The 23,398-nt window shown below is 53.3% G+C and carries 21 protein-coding genes; 15 read left to right on the top strand and 6 right to left on the bottom strand.

The genetic code is table 11. The features are described 5' to 3' along the window. The first annotated feature begins 1 nt into the window (after window position 1). From tgt to secF, 4 genes are read left to right on the top strand one after another with little or no spacing between them, the layout of a single operon-like run. Window positions 2-1,129: a tRNA guanosine(34) transglycosylase Tgt gene (gene tgt, locus HYQ67_RS05560; RefSeq protein ID WP_202302172.1), complete on the top strand. Its 1,128-nt coding sequence runs from the start codon at window positions 2-4 to the stop codon at window positions 1,127-1,129. 22 nt (window positions 1,130-1,151) lie between these two features. Then, window positions 1,152-1,484, top strand: a complete 333-nt coding sequence (gene yajC, locus HYQ67_RS05555) for a preprotein translocase subunit YajC (RefSeq protein ID WP_202302170.1) — start codon at window positions 1,152-1,154, stop codon at window positions 1,482-1,484. Window positions 1,485-1,510: 26 nt separating this feature from the next. Continuing rightward, window positions 1,511-3,358, top strand: coding sequence for a protein translocase subunit SecD (secD, locus tag HYQ67_RS05550; protein WP_202302168.1), 1,848 nt, complete (start codon window positions 1,511-1,513; stop codon window positions 3,356-3,358). Between the two features lie 10 nt (window positions 3,359-3,368). Next, window positions 3,369-4,340 carry a protein translocase subunit SecF gene (secF, locus tag HYQ67_RS05545; RefSeq protein WP_202302166.1) on the top strand — a complete coding sequence of 324 codons (972 nt, stop codon included), beginning with the start codon at window positions 3,369-3,371 and terminating at the stop codon, window positions 4,338-4,340. 260 nt (window positions 4,341-4,600) lie between these two features. Here the strand turns inward: secF and HYQ67_RS05540 are convergent, their stop codons facing one another. After that, window positions 4,601-5,494 carry a nucleoside-specific channel-forming protein Tsx gene (locus tag HYQ67_RS05540; RefSeq protein WP_202302164.1) on the bottom strand — a complete coding sequence of 298 codons (894 nt, stop codon included), beginning with the start codon at window positions 5,492-5,494 and terminating at the stop codon, window positions 4,601-4,603. A gap of 359 nt (window positions 5,495-5,853) precedes the next feature. Further along, a complete protein-coding gene (locus tag HYQ67_RS05535; protein WP_202302162.1) occupies window positions 5,854-6,417 on the bottom strand; it encodes a SadB/YajI family lipoprotein in 564 nt (187 codons plus the stop codon). A 151-nt stretch (window positions 6,418-6,568) separates the two neighbouring features. Between HYQ67_RS05535 and nrdR the strand changes: the two genes are divergently transcribed. The 10 genes from nrdR (at window position 6,569) to HYQ67_RS05485 (ending at window position 17,466) form a co-directional block, all read left to right on the top strand. Then, window positions 6,569-7,018 (top strand): transcriptional regulator NrdR, encoded by a 450-nt coding sequence (gene nrdR, locus HYQ67_RS05530; protein WP_202302160.1) that lies wholly within the window; start codon window positions 6,569-6,571, stop codon window positions 7,016-7,018. Between the two features lie 5 nt (window positions 7,019-7,023). Then, window positions 7,024-8,130, top strand: coding sequence for a bifunctional diaminohydroxyphosphoribosylaminopyrimidine deaminase/5-amino-6-(5-phosphoribosylamino)uracil reductase RibD (gene ribD / locus HYQ67_RS05525; protein ID WP_202302419.1), 1,107 nt, complete (start codon window positions 7,024-7,026; stop codon window positions 8,128-8,130). An 86-nt stretch (window positions 8,131-8,216) separates the two neighbouring features. Next, window positions 8,217-8,687 carry a 6,7-dimethyl-8-ribityllumazine synthase gene (ribH, locus tag HYQ67_RS05520; protein ID WP_202302158.1) on the top strand — a complete coding sequence of 157 codons (471 nt, stop codon included), beginning with the start codon at window positions 8,217-8,219 and terminating at the stop codon, window positions 8,685-8,687. 20 nt (window positions 8,688-8,707) lie between these two features. Continuing rightward, window positions 8,708-9,127 carry a transcription antitermination factor NusB gene (gene nusB, locus HYQ67_RS05515; RefSeq protein ID WP_121265315.1) on the top strand — a complete coding sequence of 140 codons (420 nt, stop codon included), beginning with the start codon at window positions 8,708-8,710 and terminating at the stop codon, window positions 9,125-9,127. Between the two features lie 51 nt (window positions 9,128-9,178). Further along, window positions 9,179-10,156 (top strand): thiamine-phosphate kinase, encoded by a 978-nt coding sequence (gene thiL / locus HYQ67_RS05510; protein ID WP_202302156.1) that lies wholly within the window; start codon window positions 9,179-9,181, stop codon window positions 10,154-10,156. Next, window positions 10,143-10,649 carry a phosphatidylglycerophosphatase A gene (gene pgpA / locus HYQ67_RS05505; protein ID WP_202302154.1) on the top strand — a complete coding sequence of 169 codons (507 nt, stop codon included), beginning with the start codon at window positions 10,143-10,145 and terminating at the stop codon, window positions 10,647-10,649. Before thiL ends, pgpA begins: the two co-directional genes overlap by 14 nt. Before the next feature lie 164 nt (window positions 10,650-10,813). Then, complete coding sequence (locus tag HYQ67_RS05500; RefSeq protein WP_202302152.1) at window positions 10,814-12,277, top strand: DUF3375 domain-containing protein; 1,464 nt, start codon at window positions 10,814-10,816, stop codon at window positions 12,275-12,277. A gap of 3 nt (window positions 12,278-12,280) precedes the next feature. After that, window positions 12,281-12,907, top strand: coding sequence for a DUF4194 domain-containing protein (locus tag HYQ67_RS05495; RefSeq protein WP_202302150.1), 627 nt, complete (start codon window positions 12,281-12,283; stop codon window positions 12,905-12,907). Then, window positions 12,897-16,274, top strand: coding sequence for an ATP-binding protein (locus HYQ67_RS05490; RefSeq protein ID WP_202302148.1), 3,378 nt, complete (start codon window positions 12,897-12,899; stop codon window positions 16,272-16,274). The genes HYQ67_RS05495 and HYQ67_RS05490 overlap by 11 nt, the downstream gene beginning before the upstream one ends. Continuing rightward, window positions 16,264-17,466, top strand: coding sequence for a Wadjet anti-phage system protein JetD domain-containing protein (locus HYQ67_RS05485; protein ID WP_202302146.1), 1,203 nt, complete (start codon window positions 16,264-16,266; stop codon window positions 17,464-17,466). The genes HYQ67_RS05490 and HYQ67_RS05485 overlap by 11 nt, the downstream gene beginning before the upstream one ends. 60 nt (window positions 17,467-17,526) lie before the next feature. On the opposite strand, the gene HYQ67_RS05480 is transcribed toward HYQ67_RS05485, so the two are convergent. The 4 genes from HYQ67_RS05480 to xseB are packed head-to-tail and all read right to left on the bottom strand — an operon-like array spanning window position 17,527 to window position 21,583. Then, window positions 17,527-18,510 (bottom strand): aldo/keto reductase, encoded by a 984-nt coding sequence (locus HYQ67_RS05480; protein ID WP_202302144.1) that lies wholly within the window; start codon window positions 18,508-18,510, stop codon window positions 17,527-17,529. A 54-nt stretch (window positions 18,511-18,564) separates the two neighbouring features. Beyond that, on the bottom strand, window positions 18,565-20,427 hold the full coding sequence (gene dxs, locus HYQ67_RS05475) for a 1-deoxy-D-xylulose-5-phosphate synthase (protein WP_202302142.1): 1,863 nt from the start codon (window positions 20,425-20,427) through the stop codon (window positions 18,565-18,567). 13 nt (window positions 20,428-20,440) lie between these two features. Next, a complete protein-coding gene (gene ispA, locus HYQ67_RS05470; protein ID WP_202302140.1) occupies window positions 20,441-21,340 on the bottom strand; it encodes a (2E,6E)-farnesyl diphosphate synthase in 900 nt (299 codons plus the stop codon). Beyond that, entirely contained in the window at window positions 21,341-21,583 is a 243-nt protein-coding gene (gene xseB / locus HYQ67_RS05465; RefSeq protein ID WP_202302138.1) for an exodeoxyribonuclease VII small subunit, read from the bottom strand. A gap of 190 nt (window positions 21,584-21,773) precedes the next feature. Between xseB and thiI the strand changes: the two genes are divergently transcribed. Further along, entirely contained in the window at window positions 21,774-23,222 is a 1,449-nt protein-coding gene (thiI, locus tag HYQ67_RS05460) for a tRNA uracil 4-sulfurtransferase ThiI (RefSeq protein WP_202302417.1), read from the top strand. Window positions 23,223-23,398 lie beyond the last annotated feature (176 nt).

The raw sequence follows: 23,398 nt of genomic DNA, 5'->3' as shown, positions 1-23,398 counted from the left end.
TGTGAAATTTGAATTAGATACTACCGACGGTCGCGCTCGCCGTGGCCGCCTGGTGTTTGACCGTGGTGTGGTAGAAACCCCTGCATTTATGCCAGTGGGCACTTACGGCACCGTGAAAGGCATGACGCCGGAAGAAGTGCAGGAGACCGGGGCGCAAATCATCCTCGGCAATACCTTCCACCTGTGGCTGCGCCCGGGTCAGGAGATCATGAAGCTGCACGGCGATCTGCACGATTTTATGCAGTGGAAAGGCCCGATTCTGACTGACTCCGGCGGCTTCCAGGTCTTCAGCCTTGGGGATATTCGTAAGATCACCGAAGCGGGCGTGCATTTCCGCAACCCGATCAACGGCGACGCGATCTTCCTCGATCCAGAAAAATCCATGGAAATTCAGTACGATCTCGGTTCCGATATCGTGATGATTTTCGATGAGTGTACGCCGTACCCGGCCGACTGGGATTATGCGAAGCGTTCTATGGAAATGTCCCTGCGCTGGGCGCAGCGCAGCCGCGATCGCTTTGATTCTCTTGGTAATAAAAATGCGCTTTTTGGCATTATCCAGGGTAGTGTTTACGAAGATTTACGAGATATCTCGGTAAAAGGTCTGGTAGAGATAGGCTTTGATGGCTACGCTGTCGGCGGCCTGGCTGTAGGTGAACCGAAGGACGACATGCATCGCATCCTGGAACATGTCTGCCCGCAGATCCCTGCTGATAAGCCACGTTACCTGATGGGCGTCGGGAAACCGGAAGACCTGGTCGAAGGCGTTCGCCGCGGTATCGATATGTTTGACTGCGTTATGCCAACGCGTAACGCACGTAATGGGCATCTGTTTGTTACTGATGGCGTGGTGAAAATCCGCAACGCGAAGCACAAGGATGATACCTCTGCGCTTGATGCAGAGTGTGATTGCTATACGTGTCGCCATTATTCACGTGCTTACTTGCATCATCTTGACCGTTGTAACGAAATACTCGGCGCGCGGCTCAATACCATTCATAATCTTCGCTACTACCAGCGCCTGATGGCTGGTTTACGTAAGGCTATTGAAGAGGGTAAATTAGAGCACTTCGTGACTGATTTTTACGAGCGGACAGGTAAACCAGTTCCAGCTTTGAACGTTGATTAATTTTAATAATGAGGGAATTTAAATGAGCTTTTTCATTTCTGATGCGGTTGCTGCAACCGGTGCTCCAGCGCAGGGTAGCCCGTACTCTTTGATTCTGATGCTGGTGGTCTTTGGCCTGATCTTCTATTTCATGATCCTGCGTCCACAGCAAAAGCGGACTAAAGAGCATAAGAAACTGATGGACTCCATCGCCAAAGGTGATGAAGTGCTGACGACCGGTGGTCTGGTGGGTCGCGTAGTGAAAGTAGCTGACACTGGCTATATCTCTATCGCCCTGAATGACACCAATGAAGTGATTATCAAGCGTGATTTCGTAGCTGCCGTTCTGCCGAAAGGCACCATGAAGGCGCTGTAATATTTGATGTCCCTAAGGGAACTACCGTGTTAAACCGCTATCCTTTGTGGAAGTACATCATGCTGGTCGTCGTCATTGCCGTCGGCCTGCTATACGCACTTCCCAACCTATATGGTGAGGATCCGGCAGTTCAGATCACTGGCGCGCGCGGCGTCGCCGCCAGTGAGCAAACGCTGATCCAGGTCCAGAACACCTTAAAAGAAGAAAAAATAACCGCTAAGTCTGTGGCACTGGAAGAGGGCGCAATCCTTGCACGCTTTGACACCACCGATATCCAGCTGCGCGCACGTGAAGCGCTGATGGCCGTATTGGGGGATAAATATGTCGTGGCGCTTAACCTTGCTCCGGCGACACCTCGCTGGCTGACGATGATCTCCGCAGAGCCGATGAAACTCGGTCTTGACCTGCGTGGTGGCGTGCACTTCCTGATGGAAGTTGACATGGACACTGCGTTAAGCAAGCTGCAGGAACAAACCACAGAAGCTCTGCGTAGCGACCTGCGTGAGAAAGGCATTGCCTACACCAACGTGCGTAAAGCGGATAACTATGGTGTCGACATTCTCTTTCGTGATAGCGCAGCCCGCGATGCGGCTGTCTCTTACTTAGGTCCACGTCACCGCGATCTGGTTATCACTAACCAGGGCAACAATTCGATGCGCGCCGTGATGTCCGACGCCCGTCTTAGCGAAGCGCGTGAATATGCCGTTCAGCAGAACATCAACATTCTGCGTAACCGTGTAAACCAACTGGGTGTTGCCGAACCGCTGGTACAACGTCAGGGTGCAGACCGCATCGTCGTTGAGCTGCCGGGTATTCAGGACACCGCGCGTGCGAAAGAGATCCTTGGCGCTACCGCGACGCTGGAATTCCGTCTGGTTAATACCAACGTCGACCAGTCTGCCGCAGCATCTGGCCGCGTGCCGGGTGATTCGGAAGTGAAGCAAACCCGTGAAGGCCAGCCGATTGTCATGTACAAGCGCGTGATCCTCACCGGTGACCATATCACCGACTCCACCTCAAGCACCGATGAGTACAACCAGCCTCAGGTTAATATCTCCCTGGACGGCGCTGGCGGTAACATCATGTCTAACTTCACCAAGGACAATATCGGCAAGCCGATGGCGACCCTGTTTGTGGAGTACAAAGACAGCGGTAAGAAAGACAAGACCGGTCGTGCGGTGCTGGTGAAGCAGGAAGAAGTCATCAACGTGGCGAACATTCAGTCGCGTCTGGGCAACAGCTTCCGTATCACCGGTATCAGCAACGCGAACGAAGCTCGTCAGCTCTCTTTGCTGCTGCGTGCGGGTGCGCTGATCGCGCCGATTCAGATTGTTGAAGAACGTACCATCGGCCCGACTCTGGGTCTGGAAAACATTCAGCAGGGTCTGGAAGCGTGTCTGGCTGGTCTGGCGGTCTCAATCATCTTCATGCTCTTCTTCTATAAGAAGTTTGGCCTGATTGCGACCTCCGCGCTGCTGGTTAACCTGGTGTTGATTGTGGGCATTATGTCCCTGCTACCGGGAGCGACGCTGACCATGCCGGGTATTGCGGGTATTGTCTTAACCCTTGCGGTAGCGGTCGATGCTAACGTACTGATAAACGAACGTATTAAGGAAGAGCTTAGTAACGGACGTTCGGTACAGCAGGCGATTAACGAAGGCTACCAGGGCGCGTTCAGCTCCATCTTCGATGCTAACGTTACGACGCTTATCAAGGTCATCATCCTGTATGCCGTTGGCACCGGGGCAATTAAAGGCTTTGCGATCACGACCGGTATTGGTGTGGCGACGTCCATGTTTACCGCTATTGTCGGTACCCGTGCCATCGTAAACCTGGTGTACGGCGGCAAACGCATCACCAAGCTGTCTATCTGAGGAGTGCGTTGTGGCACAGGAATATAGTGTTGAACAATTAAACCACGGGCGCCGGGTCTATGACTTTATGCGCTGGGATTACTGGGCGTTCGGTATCTCCGGACTTCTGCTGATCCTCTCCGTGGTGATTATCGGTGTGAAGGGCTTCAACTGGGGTCTGGACTTCACCGGTGGTACGGTTATTGAGATTTCGCTGGAAAAACCAGCGGATCTCGACCAGATGCGTGAAGCGCTGGAGAAAGCGGGCTTTGCTGAGCCGCTGGTGCAGAACTTCGGTAGCAGCCGTGACATCATGGTGCGCATGCCGCCTGCTCAAGGGGAAACCGGTGGGCAGGTGCTGGGCAGCAAGGTCGTCAACGTGATCAATGCGGCAACCAATCAGGATGCTGCGGTGAAACGTATCGAGTTCGTGGGGCCGAGCGTCGGTGCCGATCTGGCACAGAACGGTGCGATGGCGCTGCTTGTCGCGCTGATCTCCATTCTGGTGTACGTCGGGTTCCGCTTCGAGTGGCGTCTGGCAGCCGGTGTGGTTATCTCGCTGGCGCACGACGTGATCATCACCATGGGCGTGCTGTCGCTGTTCCATATCGAAGTCGACTTAACCATCGTTGCTTCTTTGATGTCGGTTATCGGCTACTCGCTAAACGACAGCATCGTGGTCTCTGACCGTATTCGTGAGAACTTCCGCAAGATCCGTCGCGGTACGCCTTACGAAATCTTTAACGTGTCGTTGACCCAGACGCTGCACCGTACGTTGATCACATCCGGGACGACCTTAGTGGTGATCCTGATGCTGTATCTCTTCGGCGGCGCGATGCTGAAAGGCTTCTCCCTGACCATGCTCATCGGTGTGGCCATCGGTACAGCTTCTTCTATCTACGTGGCGTCTGCACTGGCGCTGAAGCTGGGCATGAAGCGCGAGCACATGCTGCAGCAGAAAGTCGAGAAAGAAGGCGCGGACCAGCCGTCCATTCTGCCTTAAGAGTATTGAGTCAGATAAAAACCGCAGCCAGTGTGCTGCGGTTTTTTTTCGCCTGGCTGGGTAGGGTGGATAAGCGTAAGCGCCATCCACCGTTGAATGCAGCTGTGTCGGATGACGCTGCGCTTATCCGATCTACGACAAGGATTTTTGCAGGGAAATAAATTTTTTGTAGGGTGGATAAGCGTAAGCGCCATCCACCGTTGGCAGTCAGGCATAAAAAAAGCCAGCTCATCAGAGCTGGCTTTGTACTTTCCGGCGGATTAGAAGTTATAACCCACAACCAGGTAGCCACCCCAGCCGGTAGAGCGTACGTTGAAATCACCGTTGCCGAAGTTCAGGCTGGCGTCATCGTTCCACTGGCCACCGTTGTGCCAGTAACGAGCCACCACGGAGTAGTGCCAGTGATCGTAGTTCAGCGCAAGGATGTGGCTTGAGGCGATGGAGTTGCTGGTACGAGCATGATGACCGTTATTGTCGCGGAAGTCGTCGCTGCCCAGATCGGAACCCCAGTCAAAGTTAGTGAAGCCAATGTAGCTCAGGTTACCGCCCCACAGGGTAGTAATCGGCACAAAGTACTTCACTTTAAAGCGGTAGCCGTCCCACTGGTTTTCGTTGGACGCGCCGTAGTTCTGCCACTGGTATTTGGCATAGACGTTCATGGACAGGCTCATTGGCAGGCCAGTCTCAATGTCTGTGCCCAGACCCATGTACCAGGTATTCTGTTTGCTGGCGTCATCGCCGTGGGCGCCCATATCGTAGATATAGTTGTTGGCGATGTACCACTCTTTAAACGGCCCGAAGGCCAGGCTGGTGCCGGTCAGCTTGTCGATGGAGAAGCGCGGTTCAATCTCCATGAACATACGTGAACCGTCATCCCAGACGCCTTTATCGTTGCCATTACCCCAGCCGAAAGTTTTTGGGATATCGAGGTAGCCATAAAAGTCGAACCACTCTTTTTTGGCGAAGGCTTCATATTCCAGGTAAACGTCGTTGGTCAGCTGCGGCCCGAAACGGGTGTGATAACTCCCCACCACGTTAACGCTCTGGTGCCACCAGTCGGAGAGGTATTCGCTGTTTTTAGTCTCTTGCGCACTTGCTGAGAAGGAGCTTGAAAGCGCCAGAACGGTGCCGGCCGCCAGAATAATTTTTTTCATATTATTTGCCACTGTTTAAATATTCCCGTGAGAGGAGAGGTGAATCATTCACCCGAAGCCATCAACCATTCACCTGGTTTTTGATTGGCGCGCCTATTATAGAAATCCCTTCTCACAAAAAAATGTTTCATTTCACATTATCGTCATAGGCGTAATCGATTGCGTTCACGTTTGCGCACATCAAAAACGGCGCGATTGTACCTTCATCGGGAAATTAAGCAATTCAGTACCGAATGGTTACAATTAAATGTGATGAATATCACATTGTAGGGCGGGGGAGGTGTAACAGAATGCTCGATGCCAGCGTCTGGGCTGGTTGAAAAGCACCATCCACCGGAGTCAGTGGATGGCGTTGTTGCTTATTGACTTTGTGGCTGACCCTGGGACATATCACTCGGCTGAATATCATGAACGCGCACAAAGCCTAACTGGTCTGGCGTGATGCCCGGCAGAAGCAGCGGGATCGTCACATCGCTCGGGGCCAGCACGCTGGCAGGAGCATCGATCTGCTGCGTCTGCACGTTCACTTCCTGATAGTTGTCCGTGGTGCCCTGAATCTGCCCCCACTCAACTTTACCGGTGAACGCTGGCAGCGGATCGTTGGATTCACCTTTGATCGTCAGCGTCGCTCGCGTGCCGTTAGCCTCCGCTGCTACGTTGCTCAGCGACATCTGTAAATTGCCAAGCTGGCTATTCAGGCGTGCGGGAGTATTTGATCCCGGTAACAGGTAGACGCCGGTTGTGGATTTCGCATTCAACGCATTCTGCTGGGTGAGCTTCACGGTCTGATCGCCAAGCTTCGTCATTTGCTGGCTTAGCGAGCCGACCTCTTGCTTCATCTGGCGGACTTCGGTTTGCTGCGCGCAGGCGGTCAGGCTCATCATGCTGCCGACCAGGAAAACTCTTAAGTAAGTCTTTGTCATGGCTAATCATTCCTTGTTCATCGCTCCTGATTTAAGCGTAGTTCTTCCGGGATGAAAAGTCATATTTCGCGCCTGCCGGGGTCGTTGCCTTTGTACTCCTGCGACTTCGCGGTAAACTATTGGCCAATCGACTAATCCCTCAGGACGCGCCATGCATTGCCCATTCTGTTTCGCAGTAGACACCAAAGTGATCGACTCCCGTCTTGTTGGCGAAGGCTCCTCTGTACGCCGCCGCCGCCAGTGCCTGGTTTGCCATGAACGCTTTACTACTTTTGAAGTGGCGGAGCTGGTGATGCCACGCGTGGTGAAGAGTAACGACGTACGCGAACCGTTTAATGAAGACAAACTGCGCAGCGGTATTCTGAAAGCTCTGGAAAAGCGCCCGGTGAGCTCTGACGACGTAGAAATGGCGGTAAACCATATAAAATCTCAGCTGCGGGGGATGGGTGAACGGGAAGTGCCGAGCAAAATGATCGGCAACCTGGTGATGGAGCAGCTTAAGAAGCTCGATAAAGTGGCCTACATTCGTTTTGCATCGGTCTATCGCAGCTTTGAAGATATCAAAGAGTTCGGCGAAGAAATCGCCCGTTTACAGGATTGAGCATGATGTCGCTTGACGAAAAATTTATGGCGCGTGCGCTGCGGCTGGCAAAGCATGGCCGGTTCACCACGATGCCGAATCCTCATGTCGGCTGCGTCATTGCGAAAGACGGCGTGATTGTTGGCGAAGGTTTCCACTTTCGCGCCGGAGAGCCACATGCGGAAGTACATGCGTTACGCATGGCGGGTGAAAAAGCTCGCGGTGCCACGGCTTACGTCACGCTCGAACCTTGCAGCCATCATGGGCGCACGCCGCCCTGCTGCGATGCCTTGATTGCCGCAGGCGTAACACGCGTTGTGGCTGCGATGCAGGATCCTAATCCACAGGTTGCCGGGCGTGGCTTATACCGCCTGCAACAGGCAGGTATTGAAGTCAGTCATGGCCTGATGATGAGTGAAGCCGAAACGTTAAACCGTGGCTTCCTCAAGCGCATGCGCACGGGGTTCCCCTTTATCCAGCTCAAGCTGGGTGCCTCGCTGGATGGCCGTACGGCAATGGCGAGCGGTGAAAGCCAGTGGATTACCTCGCCTCAGTCCCGTCGCGATGTGCAGCGGCTGCGGGCGCAAAGCGCCGCGATTCTTAGCAGCAGCGCCACGGTACTGGCGGATAACCCTTCATTGACCGTCCGCTGGCATGAACTTGATGAGGCGACGCGAACGGTCTATACCGAAGAGAATCTTCGTCAGCCGACGCGAATTATCCTCGACCGCGAGAATCGCGTGACGCCAGCGCATAACATTATCGCCCAGCCCGGTGCAACCTGGCTTGCCCGTACTGAGGCGGATGACCAAGCCTGGCCGGAAGGCGTTGAACAATTTATCGTGCCGCAGCACAACGGCCATCTGGATCTGGTGGTGATGATGATGCTGCTTGGCAAGCGCCAGATAAACTCCGTGTGGGTCGAAGCGGGTGCCACGCTAGCTGGCGCACTGCTCCAGGCAGGTCTGGTGGATGAACTGATTGTCTACGTTGCCCCTAAGCTTTTGGGCAACGATGCGCGTGGCCTGTGCCAGCTGCCGGGCCTCGAAAAACTCGCCGATGCGCCTGAGTTTTCGTTCAGCCAGGTCCGCCAGGTTGGCCCGGATTTGTGCCTGCATCTCACCCCGCGTTGATTGCGGCAGAAACGTAAGCAGACGCTAAAAGATTATGATAAAATCCGCCCCCCTGCGGGGCCAAACAGAACCCGTAAAGGAAGAATATGAACATTATTGAAGCAGCCGTTGCTACTCCAGACGCTCGCGTCGCCATCACCATCGCGCGTTTTAACAACTTCATCAATGACAGCCTGCTGGATGGCGCAATCGACGCCCTGAAGCGTATCGGCCAGGTTAAAGATGACAACATCACCGTAGTCTGGGTGCCGGGTGCTTATGAACTGCCGCTGGCCGCAGACGCGCTGGCGAAAACCGGTCGTTACGACGCCGTGGTTGCGCTGGGTACTGTTATCCGTGGTGGGACTGCCCACTTTGAGTATGTTGCTGGCGGTGCCAGTAACGGCCTGGCTCACGTAGCCCAGGAGAGCGGTATTCCGGTCGCCTTTGGCGTGCTGACCACCGAAAGTATTGAACAAGCCATCGAACGCGCTGGTACCAAAGCCGGTAACAAAGGTGCAGAAGCTGCACTGACCGCGCTTGAAATGATTAATGTATTGAAAGCCATCAAGGCCTGATTTTTTGTAAGGGGAAATCTGTGAAACCTGCTGCTCGTCGCCGTGCCCGTGAGTGTGCCGTTCAGGCGCTTTACTCCTGGCAGTTATCTCGCAACGACATCTCCGATGTCGAATACCAGTTCCTGGCGGAACAGGACGTCAAAGACGTTGACGTTAACTACTTCCGCGAACTGCTGAGCGGGGTGGCTACTAACAGCGCGTATCTGGATGGGCTGATGAAGCCTTACCTGTCTCGTCAGCTCGAAGAGCTGGGTCAGGTAGAAAAAGCGGTTCTGCGTATCGCACTGTTTGAACTGTCTAAGCGTGATGACGTGCCGTACAAAGTGGCGATTAACGAAGCCATCGAACTGGCAAAAACCTTCGGTGCCGAAGACAGCCACAAGTTCGTCAACGGTGTGCTCGATAAAGCCGCTCCGCAAATCCGTCCCCACAGAAAATAATCTCCACTAAGGCCGGTTAATCCGGCCTTCATCTTTTATGAGGCATAACGCATGGCATGCGGTGAGTTTTCCCTTATTGCCCGTTATTTTGATCGCGTAAGAAGTTCCCGTCGTGATGTCGACACTGGTATTGGTGACGATTGCGCTCTGCTCAGCGTTGCGGAGAAGCAGCAGCTGGCGATCAGCACCGATACGCTTGTCTCGGGTATTCACTTCCTGCCGGATATCGATCCGCGCGATCTGGGCTACAAAGCGCTGGCGGTTAACCTGAGCGATCTGGCGGCCATGGGTGCCGATCCCGCCTGGCTGACGCTGGCCATTACCCTTCCCGAAGTTGATGAAAGCTGGCTTGAAGCCTTCAGCGACAGCCTGTTTGAACAACTTGATTACTATGATATGCAGCTTATCGGCGGCGACACTACCCGTGGACCGCTCTCGATGACGCTGGGTATCCACGGCCTTGTGCCGACCGGACGCGCACTTAAGCGCAGCGGTGCTCGCCCTGGTGACTGGATTTATGTCACCGGCACGCCTGGCGACAGCGCGGCAGGGCTGGCGATTCTGCAAAACCGCCTTGAAGTTGCAGACGAAAAACACGCGGACTATCTGGTTAAACGCCATTTACGTCCAAAACCTCGTGTTTTGCACGGCCAGGCGCTTCGCGATCTGGCAAGCAGCGCCATCGATCTTTCAGATGGCCTGATTTCTGACCTTGGGCACATCCTTAAAGCAAGCGACTGCGGTGCACGGATTACGCTGGACACGTTCCCGTATTCTGAAGCTATGCTGGCGCATGTTGATCCTGAGCAGGCGCTCGGCTGGGCGCTGTCAGGTGGGGAAGATTACGAGCTATGCTTTACCGTGCCGGAGATCAATCGCGGCGCGCTGGATGTCGCTATTGGCAACCTTGGCGTACCCTTTACCTGTATTGGCCAGATTGGCGCGGCGTCGGAAGGGTTGCAGTTCTCCGTCGACGGCAAGCCTGCGGATGTGAATTTAAAAGGATACGATCACTTTGCCTCGCTCTAAAGACGTCGCGAAAAGCCGCCTGAACCTGCGCAACCCGTGGCACCTGTTAGCCACCGGCTTTGGCAGTGGTTTGAGTCCGATCATGCCCGGTACCGCTGGGTCGCTTGCGGCGATCCCCTTCTGGTATCTGATGACGTTTTTGCCGTGGCAGCTCTACTCCATGGTGATAATGCTCGGCATCTGCATCGGCGTTTACCTGTGCCACCAGACGGCACGTGATATGGGGGTTCACGACCACGGCAGCATCGTGTGGGATGAGTTCCTCGGCATGTGGATAACGCTGATGGCGCTGCCGATCAACGACTGGCGCTGGGTTGCCGCGGGCTTTGTGATCTTCCGAATTCTCGATATCTGGAAGCCGTGGCCGATCCGCTGGTTCGATCGCAACGTCCACGGCGGGATGGGGATCATGGTCGACGATATCATCGCCGGGGTGATCGCGGCGGCGATTATTTATCTGGTTGGCCACCACTGGCCGATTGGGCTGATTTAAGCCTGCAACAATGAGATACGGAAAAGTATCTCATTGTTATTTAATATATAGCACGTTTACGTATTATTAAAATCAATGCCTTATTTGCACTGGACAAGGCCGTCCGAAATCGACCAAACTTAGCCATTCAGTTTTTTTACATGTTATATGTGAGGCTACTGGCAATGGCTTACGACCTAAGCTTCGATTTTCTGGAACAATTCAAAGAACAGAGCCTTGCGCTTAAATTATTACGTTCGCAACATTTCTCGCTCATCAGCAGCTTCCTACATCAGGTTTTCGTCTTTCCAAATCGCCGCAGCATCCCTTACCAGGAACTTATTGGTTTACTGGAACAGCATTTGCGAGATGTGAAAGAAACTTATGGTGATGACAAATTTCCGAAAAACGCCAGAAGTTATCTGGATGACTGGATTAATAACAAAGGTGGGTATTTACGAAAGTATCTTTCACAGGACAGCGACGAGCCTGAATGTGATTTGCTCCCCGAAGTCGAAAAAGCGCTGCGCTGGATTGAAGATCTTCAGGGGCGGCAATTTGTTGGTACGGAATCCAGACTGAAATTATTGCTCGATATGATTGGTGAGCTGGTTGAAGGAGCAAGCGAAGACCCGCTTCAGAAGCTACAGCAATTAAAGATGCGCAAGGCTGAAATCGAGCAGTCCATTGTCGCCGTGGAGCAGGGGCAGGACCAGAACTTATCCAACACTCAAATCAGGGAGCGGTTATATTTGCTCTCGGATATGTCGCGCCAGCTGCTGGGCGATTTCCGCCAGGTAGAAGCAAACTTTCGCCTGCTGGATAAGGAGTCCCGCAAAACAATAAGCGCGGGGGGGCTGGTGAAAGGCGAAGTGCTGGATAAAATTTTTGAACATCAGGATGTGATTGATGATTCAGACGAAGGGAAATCTTTTAGCGCCTTCTTTGAATTATTAATGACTCCGCAAATGCGTAACGGCATGCGTGAAAACTTACAGCAGCTGTTGCAGCACGAGCAGGGGCGCGAAGTTATTAAAAATGATCGTTTGCTGACGCATCTTTATAGCTGGTTACTGGACGCCGGGGCCAAGGTTAATAGCACCCGCCAGCAAATCACCGATCAGCTACGGCGATATATTCAGGAGCAATCTCAGGATAACCGACGTATCCTGGAAATTATTCGTGCGTTCGAGATAGAAGCCCATCGTTATCAGCCATATAGCGACACACTTTCGGGAATGACCCTTCCCGCGCTGCACTGTGACATTAATCCTTTATTAAGCCGCCAGCTCTGGCAGCCAAAAGAAGATGAGCAGATCGACAGTATTATGGAAACAGCAGAAGCTGAACCACAGGTCGATTTCAGCCAGCTACAGGCTCTGAGCCACATTAATGAGGCGGAACTCCAGCGTAATATTATGCAGTGCATGATGGATAACCAGGGGCAAATAACTCTCGCCGAAGTCATTGCGCATTATCCGCTAAGTTATGGGCTGGATGAGCTATTAACTTATATTAAGCTCGCTTGTGAGGATGCTGGTGTTGCTCACATTGATGAAAATTCAAAGCAGCAGATTAGCTGGGCACCTGAGGCGGGGATCACGCGTAAGGTTACTGTGCCAAAAATCACTTTTGTGCGGAGCATCTGATCAATGACCGACTTTATCACTAACACTCTCTTCTCGGACGATTCCCGCAAAGCGCAGTCCAAAATTCTTATCCGCTTATTAAAAGGTCCGTTATACCGCGCCCGGAACCGCGAACTTTGGGATATTTTGCTGCGCGACCAGCAGGGGATCCGCAATTATTTCCAGCCTCTGGGGCTTGGTTTAGTGCTGGACGATGCGGAAGGCTTCGCCTTTTTAATCCAGCATGTAATGGAAAATGAAGATGATGATTTCCCGCGCCTCATCCCAAAACGAAACCTGACTTATTCGCAAAGTCTTTTGCTGGTTTCACTGAGGAAACGGCTGGCAGAGCATGATGCAGAAGAAAGCGCGCCGAGGCTTATTGTCACCCGTCAGGAGATGCATTCCTGGCTAAAGCCTTACCTGCCAGAGGTGAATAACGAAGTTAAACAGCAAAAAGAGATTGATGCACTGATTAAAAAAGTCTGTGAAATGGGTTTTTTGACCGTACTGACTAACCATCCGGATGAGTTTGAAGTGCAGCGTATCATTAAGGCGATGGTGAGCGCCGAACAGATAAATCTCTTTATCGACTTATTCCGGGAGCGCATTAAGTCGCAGCAAGGAGAGGATGATAGCCATGAAATCTGAAACAACGGCTTTGAAAGGTTTTCGTTTAATACGTCTGGAAGCGCTCAACTGGGGGACTTTTGATAAGCAAATCTGGACCCTCACCGCTGAAGGCGGCAACAGCCTGCTGACAGGTAATATTGGCAGTGGAAAATCGACGCTGGTGGATGCATTAACCACGCTGCTGGTGCCGCCGCGTAAACTTGCGTACAACAAGGCCGCTGGCGCAGAAGAGAAGGAGCGTTCTGCAGAATCTTATTTCTACGGTCATTACACCTCGGTCCAGGACGATAACGGCAAAGCCCGGGCGAAAGGGTTACGCCAGACGGGGAATCATTGCAGCATTATTATGGCCGTTTTTTACGCCGAATCACTCCAGCAGTATGTCTCATTAGCGCAAATTTTTTGGTTAAAACCTGGCGATACAAAAGTGAAGCGGCTATACATCGTGGCCAGCCGCGAACTGGCTATCGCGGAAGATTTTTCTGGCTTCGGTTCTAAAATTAACGAGCTGCGTAAGAAACTGCGCAAAGACGATAAGCTGGATTTAGCGGATAATTTCCCGCCTTACCAGCTAGCGTTTTCAAGACTGCTGGGGCTGGGGAGTGATGGGCGTGCGCTGGAACTATTTAACCAGACAATTTCCATGAAATCAGTGGGTTCGGTGACAGATTTTGTGCGCCAGAATATGCTCGAGCAGCCGGATATTGAAAAGCAATTAGCTGAACTGGAAAGAAATTATGATGACCTGCATCGATTGCACGATGCAGTCGTGGCTGCCCGCCAGAAGATCCAGTTACTGGAGCCGGTAAGCCGTTACGGTGAAGGGGCGAAACAGGCCGCGCAGGAAAGAGACACTTTTGATAGCGCCCGCAGCGTGCTTGAACCTTATATGGCGGGCAAGGCTATTCCTCTTTACCAGTCGCGGCTGGCCCGGCAGCAACAGGATCTGACGAAGCTGGGGATTCAGCTATCCGCTATGGATAATCAAAGCGCGGTCTTACAACAGCGCATTGAGCAGATCCGCGATGATATCAACGGCAATGGCGGAAGCCGGCTTCAACAATTGAGTATTGAGATAAAGCAAAAAGAAGCGGAGCGCGACGATTTCAGCAAGAATTATCAGCGCTATCAAGGCCTGTCCCAGGCTCTGGAACTCGATTCTCGTCTGGATCCGGCAATATTTGTCAGCAATATCGCTCAGGCAAAAGTTCGGGCTGAAGAGGTCAATCAGCAGCTGGATGAACACGAACAATCTCGTGATGCGCTGAATAAACAACTTTGGCAAAAACAGGAAGAGCAAAATAACGTTGGCGATGAACTTAAGGCGCTGAATAAACGTCAGTCAAACATACCTCTACGCCAGCTTTCCGTCCGCGAGCAGATTTGTGCCGAACTGGGCGTAGGTGAAAATGAACTACCTTTTGTGGGTGAGCTGTTACAGGTCAAGGCCGACGAGCAACAATGGCAGGGGGCCATTGAAAGGGTACTGCATGGTTTTGCACTGAGTCTGGTGGTTCCGGATCAACATTATCAGCGGGTATCAGACTTTATTGAAAAAACTCACTTAGGTGCGCGGCTTGTTTATTATCGTGTTAAGCCAGTCGAAAACTTATCCACGATAACCAGCCCTCCCAACTCTCTTCCCACGAAAGTGGAAATTAAGCCAGACAGCACATTTTACGCCTGGCTGAATAAAGAAATTAAGCAACGGTTTACTTACCAGTGCTGCGATTCGCTGGTGGATTTCCGCCGCAGCGAACGGGCGTTGACGCTCAACGGGCAGGTAAAATCCGGCCCTGATCGCCATGAAAAAGACGATCGCCATAATATTCAAGATAAAAGTCGTTATGTCCTGGGCTGGAGCAATAAAGAGAAAATTCAGCTGCTGGCCACACAATATAGCCACTTGCAAAGTCTGGTCGCTACGCTGAACGCAGAGTTATCGCACTTTCGCAAACAGAAAGAGCAGCTTGATGAACTGCGCAGAAAAGCCCTCTTGCTTGCCGATTTCAATTACATTTTTGCGCAGATCAACTGGCCAAAGTGCAGCGAGGAAGTGGAGACATTGCGGGCGGATTATCAGCGGCTTGAAGCCTCCTCTGAGCAACTGAAATTACTCAATACCAGTCTGGATGAGGCCCGTGCAGAGCTCAAAGCCGTACTGGAACAGCGCGATGCGTTTCACACAGAGCGAGCAAAGCTAGAACAAAAAATTGAAACCCATCAGGAAGAGCTGAAACGGCAGCAGGAATCAGCCGTGCAGGCAACGCCAGAGCAGCAGGATGAGTACTATCCGTTGCTGGAAGAGATGTATCAGCGCTATGGGGCCGGGGACGATCTGCGCATTGAAATGCTGGTTAATCAGAGTTCGCTGCTTCGGGGCAAAATGAATGACAAGATCCAGCATCTGGAAGCCCGGCGAACCAGTAAGCAGGAAAGTATGATTGCGGCGATGGGGGACTTTGTGCATGCGTTTCCGAACGACGCGACAGATTTTGACCGTACGCTGGCCGCACTTGGGGAATATCAGCAGCTGTTACAGCAGCTGCAGCAGGAAGATTTACCCCGTCATGAGGAGCGCTTCAAAGAGATGCTCAACCGGGACACCATCCGGGCCATGGCGCTATTCCGCAGCCAGCTGGATAAACAAGAAGAGGAAATTAAAAGCCGAATTTTGTTAATCAATCAGTCATTGCAGGATCTGGATTATCAGCCCGGGACATACATAGAAGTAATGGGCGTTCTGTCGCCGGACATTGATATTCGCGAGTTCAAGCAACGCTTAAAGCAGTGCGTGGAATACAGCACTGACGATAATCTCTACTCGGAACAGAAGTTTGAGCAGGTGAAATCGCTTATTGAGCAGATGCGTAATCAGCCGAAGTGGACGCAAAAAGTGGTGGATGTTCGCTTCTGGTTCTTGTTCAACGTCATTGAACGTTATCGGGAAGATAACAGCGAAAAAGAGTGTTATTCGGATTCAGGCGGTAAATCGGGCGGGCAGAAAGAGAAGCTGGCCTACGCGATTCTGGCTGCTGCCATCATGCTCCAGTATCGGCTGGTTGATGAAAACAACGCTGCTGATACGCAGCGCCGTTTTAACCTGGTGGTGATTGATGAAGCGTTTGCGCGTGGCTCAAAAGACAGCACCCGTTTTGGCCTTGAGTTATTTAAAACGCTGGGTTTGCAACTGCTGCTGGTAACGCCTCTGCAAAAACTTGATGTTATTGAAAGCTACGTCAGCCACGTTCACTTTGTTGACCAGAAGGATAATCGTTCGATGGTGCTGAATATGACCATCGAAGATTATCGTGAGCGTCTGAATGTTAGCCAGAAACTACAGCAGTACAGCGAAATGGTTGAGGACGTTACGGATGACACATAGCGTTAAATCTCTGCGGGACAAGCTCCTGAAGAAGTGGAAACGGTATGATTTCCATCGCGAGTGGCTGGCGGGAACCCTGCTATTTCCGCAGCGTTTGACGCTGCCAAAAATTACAGGTCGGGAGCTACTGCACCGTTTTTCGGAGCTGCAAGTCGAGCTGATGCGCCTCCAGGCAGACTTAGCATCCCTGAATGGGGTGCGGCTTATCGAGCGAGAAAGTCACTTCAGCACGATGGGGCGGCAGCGTCTGCCCGACGCAGTGGAGTTTGAAACGGCAGAAGCCTTATTCCGCTTTATAGGGGCCTGGCGGCAATGGCAAAATTTTACCTCTGATGTAGCGCTGATCGGGACTGCATTTCCTGAGCTGAAGCCGTGGCTTGAGCAAATTATCGCGCTGATCGATGCTAATCACGGCATCTGGCCCCTGTTATTAAAAGTCTGCCGGTATTTCATCGCCCACCCCCGACCAATGGTTTATCTCCGTCAGCTGGATATTGTCGGGATCGACAGTAAATTTATTGAATCTCATAAAAAAATCCTGCGAATATTATTCGACCAGCTGCTGGCGCAGGAAACTATCGACATGAATTTCACCACGCTAAACAGCTACGGTTTTGAGCAGCGCTTTGGTTTGCTCTATGAAAAGCCGCTGGTGCGCTTCCGTTTACTCGATCCTCTGCTGAGCAAAGAATTCGGTGGACTAAGTGATATCACTACGCCCGTAGAAGAATTCTCAAAGCTAAACCTGATTTTAGATAACGTTGTGATTACCGAGAATAAAGTTAACTTTCTCGCCTTTCCTGTACTGAGAAACTCCCTGATTATTTTTGGCCTGGGCTACGGCGTACAAAGGCTTAAGCAGGTGCCGTGGCTTAAGGATGTCCAGATCTACTACTGGGGCGATATCGATACTAACGGCCTCGCTATTCTGTCGCAGCTTCGTGTTTATTTTCCCCATGCGCAGTCGTTGCTGATGGATGAAGCAACCCTACTGCAATGTCGCGAATGGTGGGGGGAGGAGCCTGAAAATAACGTTCATCCGGCCGGGGAACTGGCCTGGCTGCACGACCAGGAGCTTGAGTTATACAAAAATTTAAAAAGCCATGCCTGGCAACCCCGTTTGCGCCTGGAGCAGGAAAGGATCCCCTTTCATCTGCTTGAACAGGCTTTAGCTGAACGAAACCTGAAATAAACCTCATGCACTGTCCAGTTCCCTCGCCCCTCAGGGGGAGAGGGTTAGGGTGAGGGGAAATTACTTAAATCCCGCGACCTTATGCGGCTGATAAGGCGTTTCCAGCTCGGCAATCTCCTCCGGTTTTAGCGTAATATCTACCACCCCAAGTAAATCATCCAGCTGATGCTCGCGCGACACGCCAATAATCGGCGCGGCAATGCCCGGTTTGCTCAGTAGCCAGGCCAGCGCGATCTGCGCGCGGGAAGCATTTCTGTCCGCCGCCACGTTTGCCAGCCGCTCGGCAATCACCGCGTCGTTCTGCCTTGTTTCCTCGCTTTCCTCGTACAGCGTTTTGCCGACCTCATCTGAGACGGAGCGGGCCGTGGTGTCACCCCACGGGCGAGTTAATTTCCCGCGCGCCAGCGGGCTCCATGGGATAACCGCCACGCCCTGCTCGTAGCACAGCGGCAGCATATCCAGCTCTTCTTCGCGGTAGATCAGGTTGTAGTGATCCTGCATGGTGACAAATCTGGCCCAGCCGTGCTGATGCTGTAACGCCAGAGCCTGAGCAAACTGCTTGCTGTGCATCGACGAAGCGCCGATATAGCGGGCTTTGCCTGATTTCACCACGTCGTTCAGCGCCTCAAGGGTCTCTTCGATTGGCGTGTCATAGTCCCAGCGGTGGATTTGCAGCAGATCGACATAGTCGGTGCCCAGACGGCGCAGGCTATCGTCAATGGAACGCATAATCTGGCCGCGGGACAAGCCCTGCGGCAGATCGCCAACCGGGTAATAGACTTTGGTGGCCAGCACGACCTCTTCCCGGCGCGCAAAGTCCTTCAGCGCGCGCCCGACAATCTCTTCGCTGCTACCGTCTGAATAGCTGTTGGCGGTATCAAAGAAATTAATGCCGTTATCGATGGCGTGTTTGATGATCAGGCGGCTGCTCTCTTCCGGCAGCGTCCAGGCGTGATTCCCCCGGTCCGGCTCGCCAAAGGTCATGCAGCCGAGGCAAAGACGGGAAACCTTGAGATCGGTTATTCCTAAGGTGTTGTACTGCATGGTTCCGCTCCTGCTATGTATGTTCATAAAGCATAGCAGGAGCGGAGGAGGGGGTTATTGCAGCCAGCTGCGGATTTTCGCTTCGATACCTTCGGCGTCCAGGCCGATAGCCGCGCGGGCCTCTTCCTGTGTGCCCTGGGGAATGAAGAAATCAGGCAGGCCAATATTAAGAACCTGCACCGGCTTGCGGTTGGCCATCAGCACTTCATTCACGCCGCTGCCCGCACCGCCCTGAACAGCATTCTCTTCGACGGTGACGAGAAGGTCGTGGCTGGTGGCCAGTTCCAGAATCAGCGATTCATCAAGCGGCTTCACAAAGCGCATGTCCACCAGCGTAGCGCTCAGTGATTCTGCGACCTTAGCCGCATCTTCTAACAGCGTGCCGAAGTTCAGCAGGGCGACTTTCTCGCCTTCGCGCTTCTTCACGCCTTTGCCAATCGGCAGACATTCCAGCGGCTGGAGCTCAGCGCCCGTGCCGTTACCGCGCGGGTAACGTACCGCGCTTGGGCCATCGTTGTAGTGGTAGCCGGTGTGCAGCATCTGGCGGCATTCGTTCTCATCACTCGGAGTCATGATGACCATCCCCGGTATGCAGCGCATGAAGGAGAGATCGAACGCGCCCTGGTGCGTCTGGCCGTCTGCGCCGACGATACCCGCACGGTCGATGGCAAACAGCACCGGCAGTTTCTGAATAGCGACGTCGTGAATGACCTGGTCGTAGGCTCGTTGCAGGAACGTAGAGTAGATGGCGACAACTGGCTTGTAGCCGCCAATCGCAAGGCCCGCAGCAAAGGTCACCGCGTGCTGCTCGGCAATGGCAACGTCGAAATACTGGCCCGGATACTGGCGTGAAAACTCAACCATGCCGGAGCCTTCGCGCATTGCTGGCGTCACGGCCATGAGTTTGTCGTCTATGGCGGCGGTTTCGCACAGCCAGTTACCGAAGATTTTGGAGTAGCTCGGCAGGCCGCCCGCGCTTTTTGGCAGGGTGCCGCTGGTATGATCGAATTTAGGGACAGCATGGAAGCTGATCGGATCTTTTTCAGCCGGCGCGTAGCCACGCCCTTTTTTGGTCATGACGTGCAGGAACTGCGGGCCCGTCAGGCCACGCATATTCTTCAGCGTATTCACCAGACCAATCACATCGTGACCGTCTACCGGCCCGATATAGTTAAAGCCAAGCTCTTCAAACAGCGTGCCCGGCACAACCATCCCTTTGATATGCTCTTCGGTACGCTTGAGCAGCTCTTTGATTGGCGGCACGCCGGAGAAGACTTTTTTGCCGCCTTCACGCAGGCTGGAGTAGAGCTTGCCGGAGAGCAGCTGGGCCAGATGGTTGTTCAGCGCGCCCACGTTTTCGGAGATCGACATTTCGTTGTCGTTGAGCACCACTAACATGTCCGGGCGGATATCACCCGCGTGGTTCATGGCTTCAAAAGCCATACCTGCGGTGATCGCACCATCGCCAATTACGCAAACCGTGCGGCGATCCTGACCTTCTTTACCCGCAGCGACGGCAATACCGATCCCCGCGCTGATGGAGGTAGAGGAGTGGCCAACGCTCAGCACGTCGTATTCACTTTCTGCGCGCCACGGGAACGGGTGCAGGCCACCTTTCTGGCGGATAGTGCCAATTTTATCGCGACGTCCGGTGAGGATCTTATGAGGGTAGGCCTGGTGGCCCACGTCCCAGATCAGCTGGTCGAACGGCGTGTTGTAGACGTAGTGCAGCGCAACGGTCAGCTCTACCGTGCCAAGCCCGGAGGCAAAATGCCCGCTGGAGCGGCTGACGCTGTCCAGCAGGTAGCGGCGAAGTTCATCACACAGCTTCGGCAGGCTCTCTTTCGGCAGCGTGCGCAGCTCTTGTGTGGTATCAACCAGCGCAAGGTTCGGGTATTTGGCAATATCAAAACTCATCAGAAACTCATTATTATTTATCACGTTGGATGATATAGCTCGCTAACGCTTCCAGTGCGGATGTGTCTAACGACTGCGCGGCAAGACCTTCTAACGCGCGTAGCGACTCCTGGTAGAGATCCCATGCTTTGGCTTTAGCCTGTTCCAGACCCAGCAGCGCCGGATAGGTACTTTTGCCCAGCTGCTGATCGGCACCCTGACGCTTGCCAAGCGTAGCGGTGTCGCCGATGACATCCAGAATGTCGTCCTGTACCTGGAAAGCCAGGCCGATACAGTCAGCGTAGCGGTCAAGCAGCGGCAGAGCGTTGTGGCCTGCGGCCCCTGCGCTCAATGCACCAAGACGAACCGCAGAACGGATAAGCGCGCCGGTTTTATGGCGGTGAATACGTTCCAGCTCTTCGAGCGTTGAGCGTTTGCCTTCTGCCTCGAGATCCAATGCCTGCCCGCCGCACATCCCGGCCACGCCGCTGGATACGGCCAGCTCTTTAACCATCGCCAGACGGTCAACGATATCAACGCCGGGCATCGGGGCATCACTGAGTATAGAAAACGCCAGCGTTTGCAGGGCGTCTCCGGCAAGAATCGCATTCGCTTCGCCAAATTTAATATGGCAGGTCGGCTGGCCGCGGCGCAGATCGTCATCATCCATGGCGGGCAGATCGTCGTGGATCAATGAATAAGCATGAATGCATTCTACCGCTGCGGCAGGGGCATCGAGAGCTTCATCTGCTACGCCGAACATTTCGCCGGTCGCATAGACCAGGAACGGACGAAGGCGTTTACCGCCTAATAGTGCGCCATAGTGCATCGCTTCAACCAGTGGACTGCTCTGAAACGGCAGCGGAGCTAAGAAGCGCAGCAGCGCCGCATTGGCCCGTTCAGCATGGGCCTGAAGGTCGTGATTCAAATCCATTTACTCGGCGTCCGGCGTGAAAGGCTTGAGGGGCGCATCTTCGCTGTCGCTAAGCAGGATCTGTACGCGCTGCTCGGCCTGTTGCAGCTTCACCTGACCCTGACGGGCCAGCTGCACGCCGCGTTCGAATTCATTTAACGCCTCTTCCAGCGGCAGCTCGCCGCCTTCCAGACGAGTGACAATCTGCTCAAGTTCCACAAGCGCGGTTTCAAAGCTGGCAGGGACTTCGGTTTTTTTCGGCATAGTGAATGTCTGACTCTAATAATTGTGCAACCCCGCCATGGTAGCGGACTCAATTGTGTAACGCTATGGCAAGCTGTTAGTGATATACTTTCGCGCCTCGGATGCAGGGCATCGCGCCTTTGCAAGTCTTTAAGTCTTCCAGCCCGCATGATTCATCTCATGTATGGCTCACCAACAAATCATGAGCGCCATGAAGTTTATCATTAAATTGTTCCCGGAAATCACCATCAAGAGTCAATCTGTGCGCATACGCTTTATTAAGATGCTCACGGGGAACATTCGTAACGTTCTAAAACACTACGATGAAGATCTGGCGGTTGTCCGTCACTGGGACAATATCGAAGTCCGCGCCAAAGATGAAAACCAGCGTATCGCCATTCGCGAAGCACTGACCCGCATTCCCGGCATCCACCATATTCTTGAAGTCGAGGATGAGCCGTTCACCGATATGCACAATATCTTTGAACAGGCGCTGGAACTCTACCGCGACAAGTTGGAAGGCAAATCCTTCTGCGTGCGCGTAAAGCGTCGTGGTAAGCATGAGTTTAGCTCCATTGAAGTGGAACGCTATGTTGGCGGCGGTCTTAATCAACATATCGAGTCCGCGCGCGTGAAGCTGACCCACCCGGACGTGACCGTTAATCTGGAAATCGAAAACGACCGTCTGCTGCTGGTAAAAGGCCGCTATGAAGGCATCGGCGGTTTCCCGATTGGTACCCAGGAGGACGTGCTGTCGCTGATCTCCGGCGGTTTCGACTCCGGTGTGTCCAGCTATATGCTGATGCGTCGCGGCTGCCGCGTGCACTACTGCTTCTTTAATCTCGGCGGTGCCGCGCACGAAATCGGTGTTAAGCAGGTGGCTCACTATTTGTGGAACCGCTTCGGCAGCTCCCACCGCGTGCGCTTCGTGGCGATCAACTTCGAACCTGTAGTGGGCGAAATCCTCGAGAAAGTTGAAGACGGTCAGATGGGCGTGGTACTCAAGCGTATGTTTGTGCGCGCGGCCTCCCGCGTGGCAGAACGCTACGGCGTGCAGGCGCTGGTGACTGGCGAGGCGCTGGGCCAGGTTTCCAGCCAGACCCTCACCAACCTGCGCCTTATTGACAACGTTTCCGACACGCTGATCCTCCGCCCGCTTATCTCTCACGATAAAGAGCACATCATCGATCTGGCCCGTGAAATCGGCACCGCTGATTTTGCCCGCACCATGCCGGAATACTGCGGCGTGATCTCGAAAAGCCCCACCGTGAAGGCGGTGAAGGCGAAGATCGAAGCGGAAGAAGAGAACTTCGACTTCTCGATCCTCGATCGCGTGGTGGAAGAAGCCACCAACATCGACATCCGTGATATCGCCACGCAGAGCAAAGAAGTGGTGACGGAAGTTGAAACGGTTGATGCTTTTGCGCCGAATGACGTGCTGCTGGATATCCGCTCTATCGACGAGCAGGACGAGAAGCCGTTTAAACCGGAAGGGATTGAGGTTGCTTCACTGCCGTTCTACAAGCTGAGCACGAAGTTTGGCGATCTGGATCAGAGCAAAACCTATCTGCTGTGGTGCGAACGCGGCGTGATGAGCCGTCTGCAGGCGCTGTATCTGCGCGAGCAGGGTTTTAATAACGTTAAGGTTTACCGCCCGTAGCTTTCTGATTTACAAGGGGACTCTGGCCCGGCAAGCGTTAAATTTTGCGGTGTCGGAGTCCCTCTCAGGCTCTTCATTTTTGGTTCCCTCGCAAATAGCACAATAAGTCCACTCTATCCGTGTGGGTATATCCTTAATTGTGATGTTTCCCCAGGTATAAGCTTTTTTCTTGCCAC

Origin of the sequence: Dryocola clanedunensis subsp. sulfonylureivorans, assembly GCF_016756775.1 — a bacterium.
GTDB classification, from domain to species: Bacteria; Pseudomonadota; Gammaproteobacteria; order Enterobacterales; family Enterobacteriaceae; genus Dryocola; species Dryocola clanedunensis.
The sequence above is the reverse complement of the archived record's forward strand: the minus strand, read 5'-3'. Positions and strand labels throughout refer to the sequence as shown.

Excerpts from the sequence above, each read along its gene's own strand:
- yajC (WP_202302170.1), top strand. The coding sequence starts at position 1,152 with ATGAGCTTTTTCATTTCTGATGCGGTTGCTGCAACCGGTGCTCCAGCG.
- HYQ67_RS05540 (WP_202302164.1), bottom strand. The coding sequence starts at position 5,494 with ATGAAAAAAATTATTCTGGCGGCCGGCACCGTTCTGGCGCTTTCAAGC.
- HYQ67_RS05535 (WP_202302162.1), bottom strand. The coding sequence starts at position 6,417 with ATGACAAAGACTTACTTAAGAGTTTTCCTGGTCGGCAGCATGATGAGC.
- nrdR (WP_202302160.1), top strand. The coding sequence starts at position 6,569 with ATGCATTGCCCATTCTGTTTCGCAGTAGACACCAAAGTGATCGACTCC.
- ribD (WP_202302419.1), top strand. The coding sequence starts at position 7,024 with ATGTCGCTTGACGAAAAATTTATGGCGCGTGCGCTGCGGCTGGCAAAG.
- ribH (WP_202302158.1), top strand. The coding sequence starts at position 8,217 with ATGAACATTATTGAAGCAGCCGTTGCTACTCCAGACGCTCGCGTCGCC.
- thiL (WP_202302156.1), top strand. The coding sequence starts at position 9,179 with ATGGCATGCGGTGAGTTTTCCCTTATTGCCCGTTATTTTGATCGCGTA.
- HYQ67_RS05500 (WP_202302152.1), top strand. The coding sequence starts at position 10,814 with ATGGCTTACGACCTAAGCTTCGATTTTCTGGAACAATTCAAAGAACAG.
- HYQ67_RS05495 (WP_202302150.1), top strand. The coding sequence starts at position 12,281 with ATGACCGACTTTATCACTAACACTCTCTTCTCGGACGATTCCCGCAAA.
- HYQ67_RS05490 (WP_202302148.1), top strand. The coding sequence starts at position 12,897 with ATGAAATCTGAAACAACGGCTTTGAAAGGTTTTCGTTTAATACGTCTG.
- HYQ67_RS05485 (WP_202302146.1), top strand. The coding sequence starts at position 16,264 with ATGACACATAGCGTTAAATCTCTGCGGGACAAGCTCCTGAAGAAGTGG.
- HYQ67_RS05480 (WP_202302144.1), bottom strand. The coding sequence starts at position 18,510 with ATGCAGTACAACACCTTAGGAATAACCGATCTCAAGGTTTCCCGTCTT.
- dxs (WP_202302142.1), bottom strand. The coding sequence starts at position 20,427 with ATGAGTTTTGATATTGCCAAATACCCGAACCTTGCGCTGGTTGATACC.
- ispA (WP_202302140.1), bottom strand. The coding sequence starts at position 21,340 with ATGGATTTGAATCACGACCTTCAGGCCCATGCTGAACGGGCCAATGCG.
- xseB (WP_202302138.1), bottom strand. The coding sequence starts at position 21,583 with ATGCCGAAAAAAACCGAAGTCCCTGCCAGCTTTGAAACCGCGCTTGTG.
- thiI (WP_202302417.1), top strand. The coding sequence starts at position 21,774 with ATGAAGTTTATCATTAAATTGTTCCCGGAAATCACCATCAAGAGTCAA.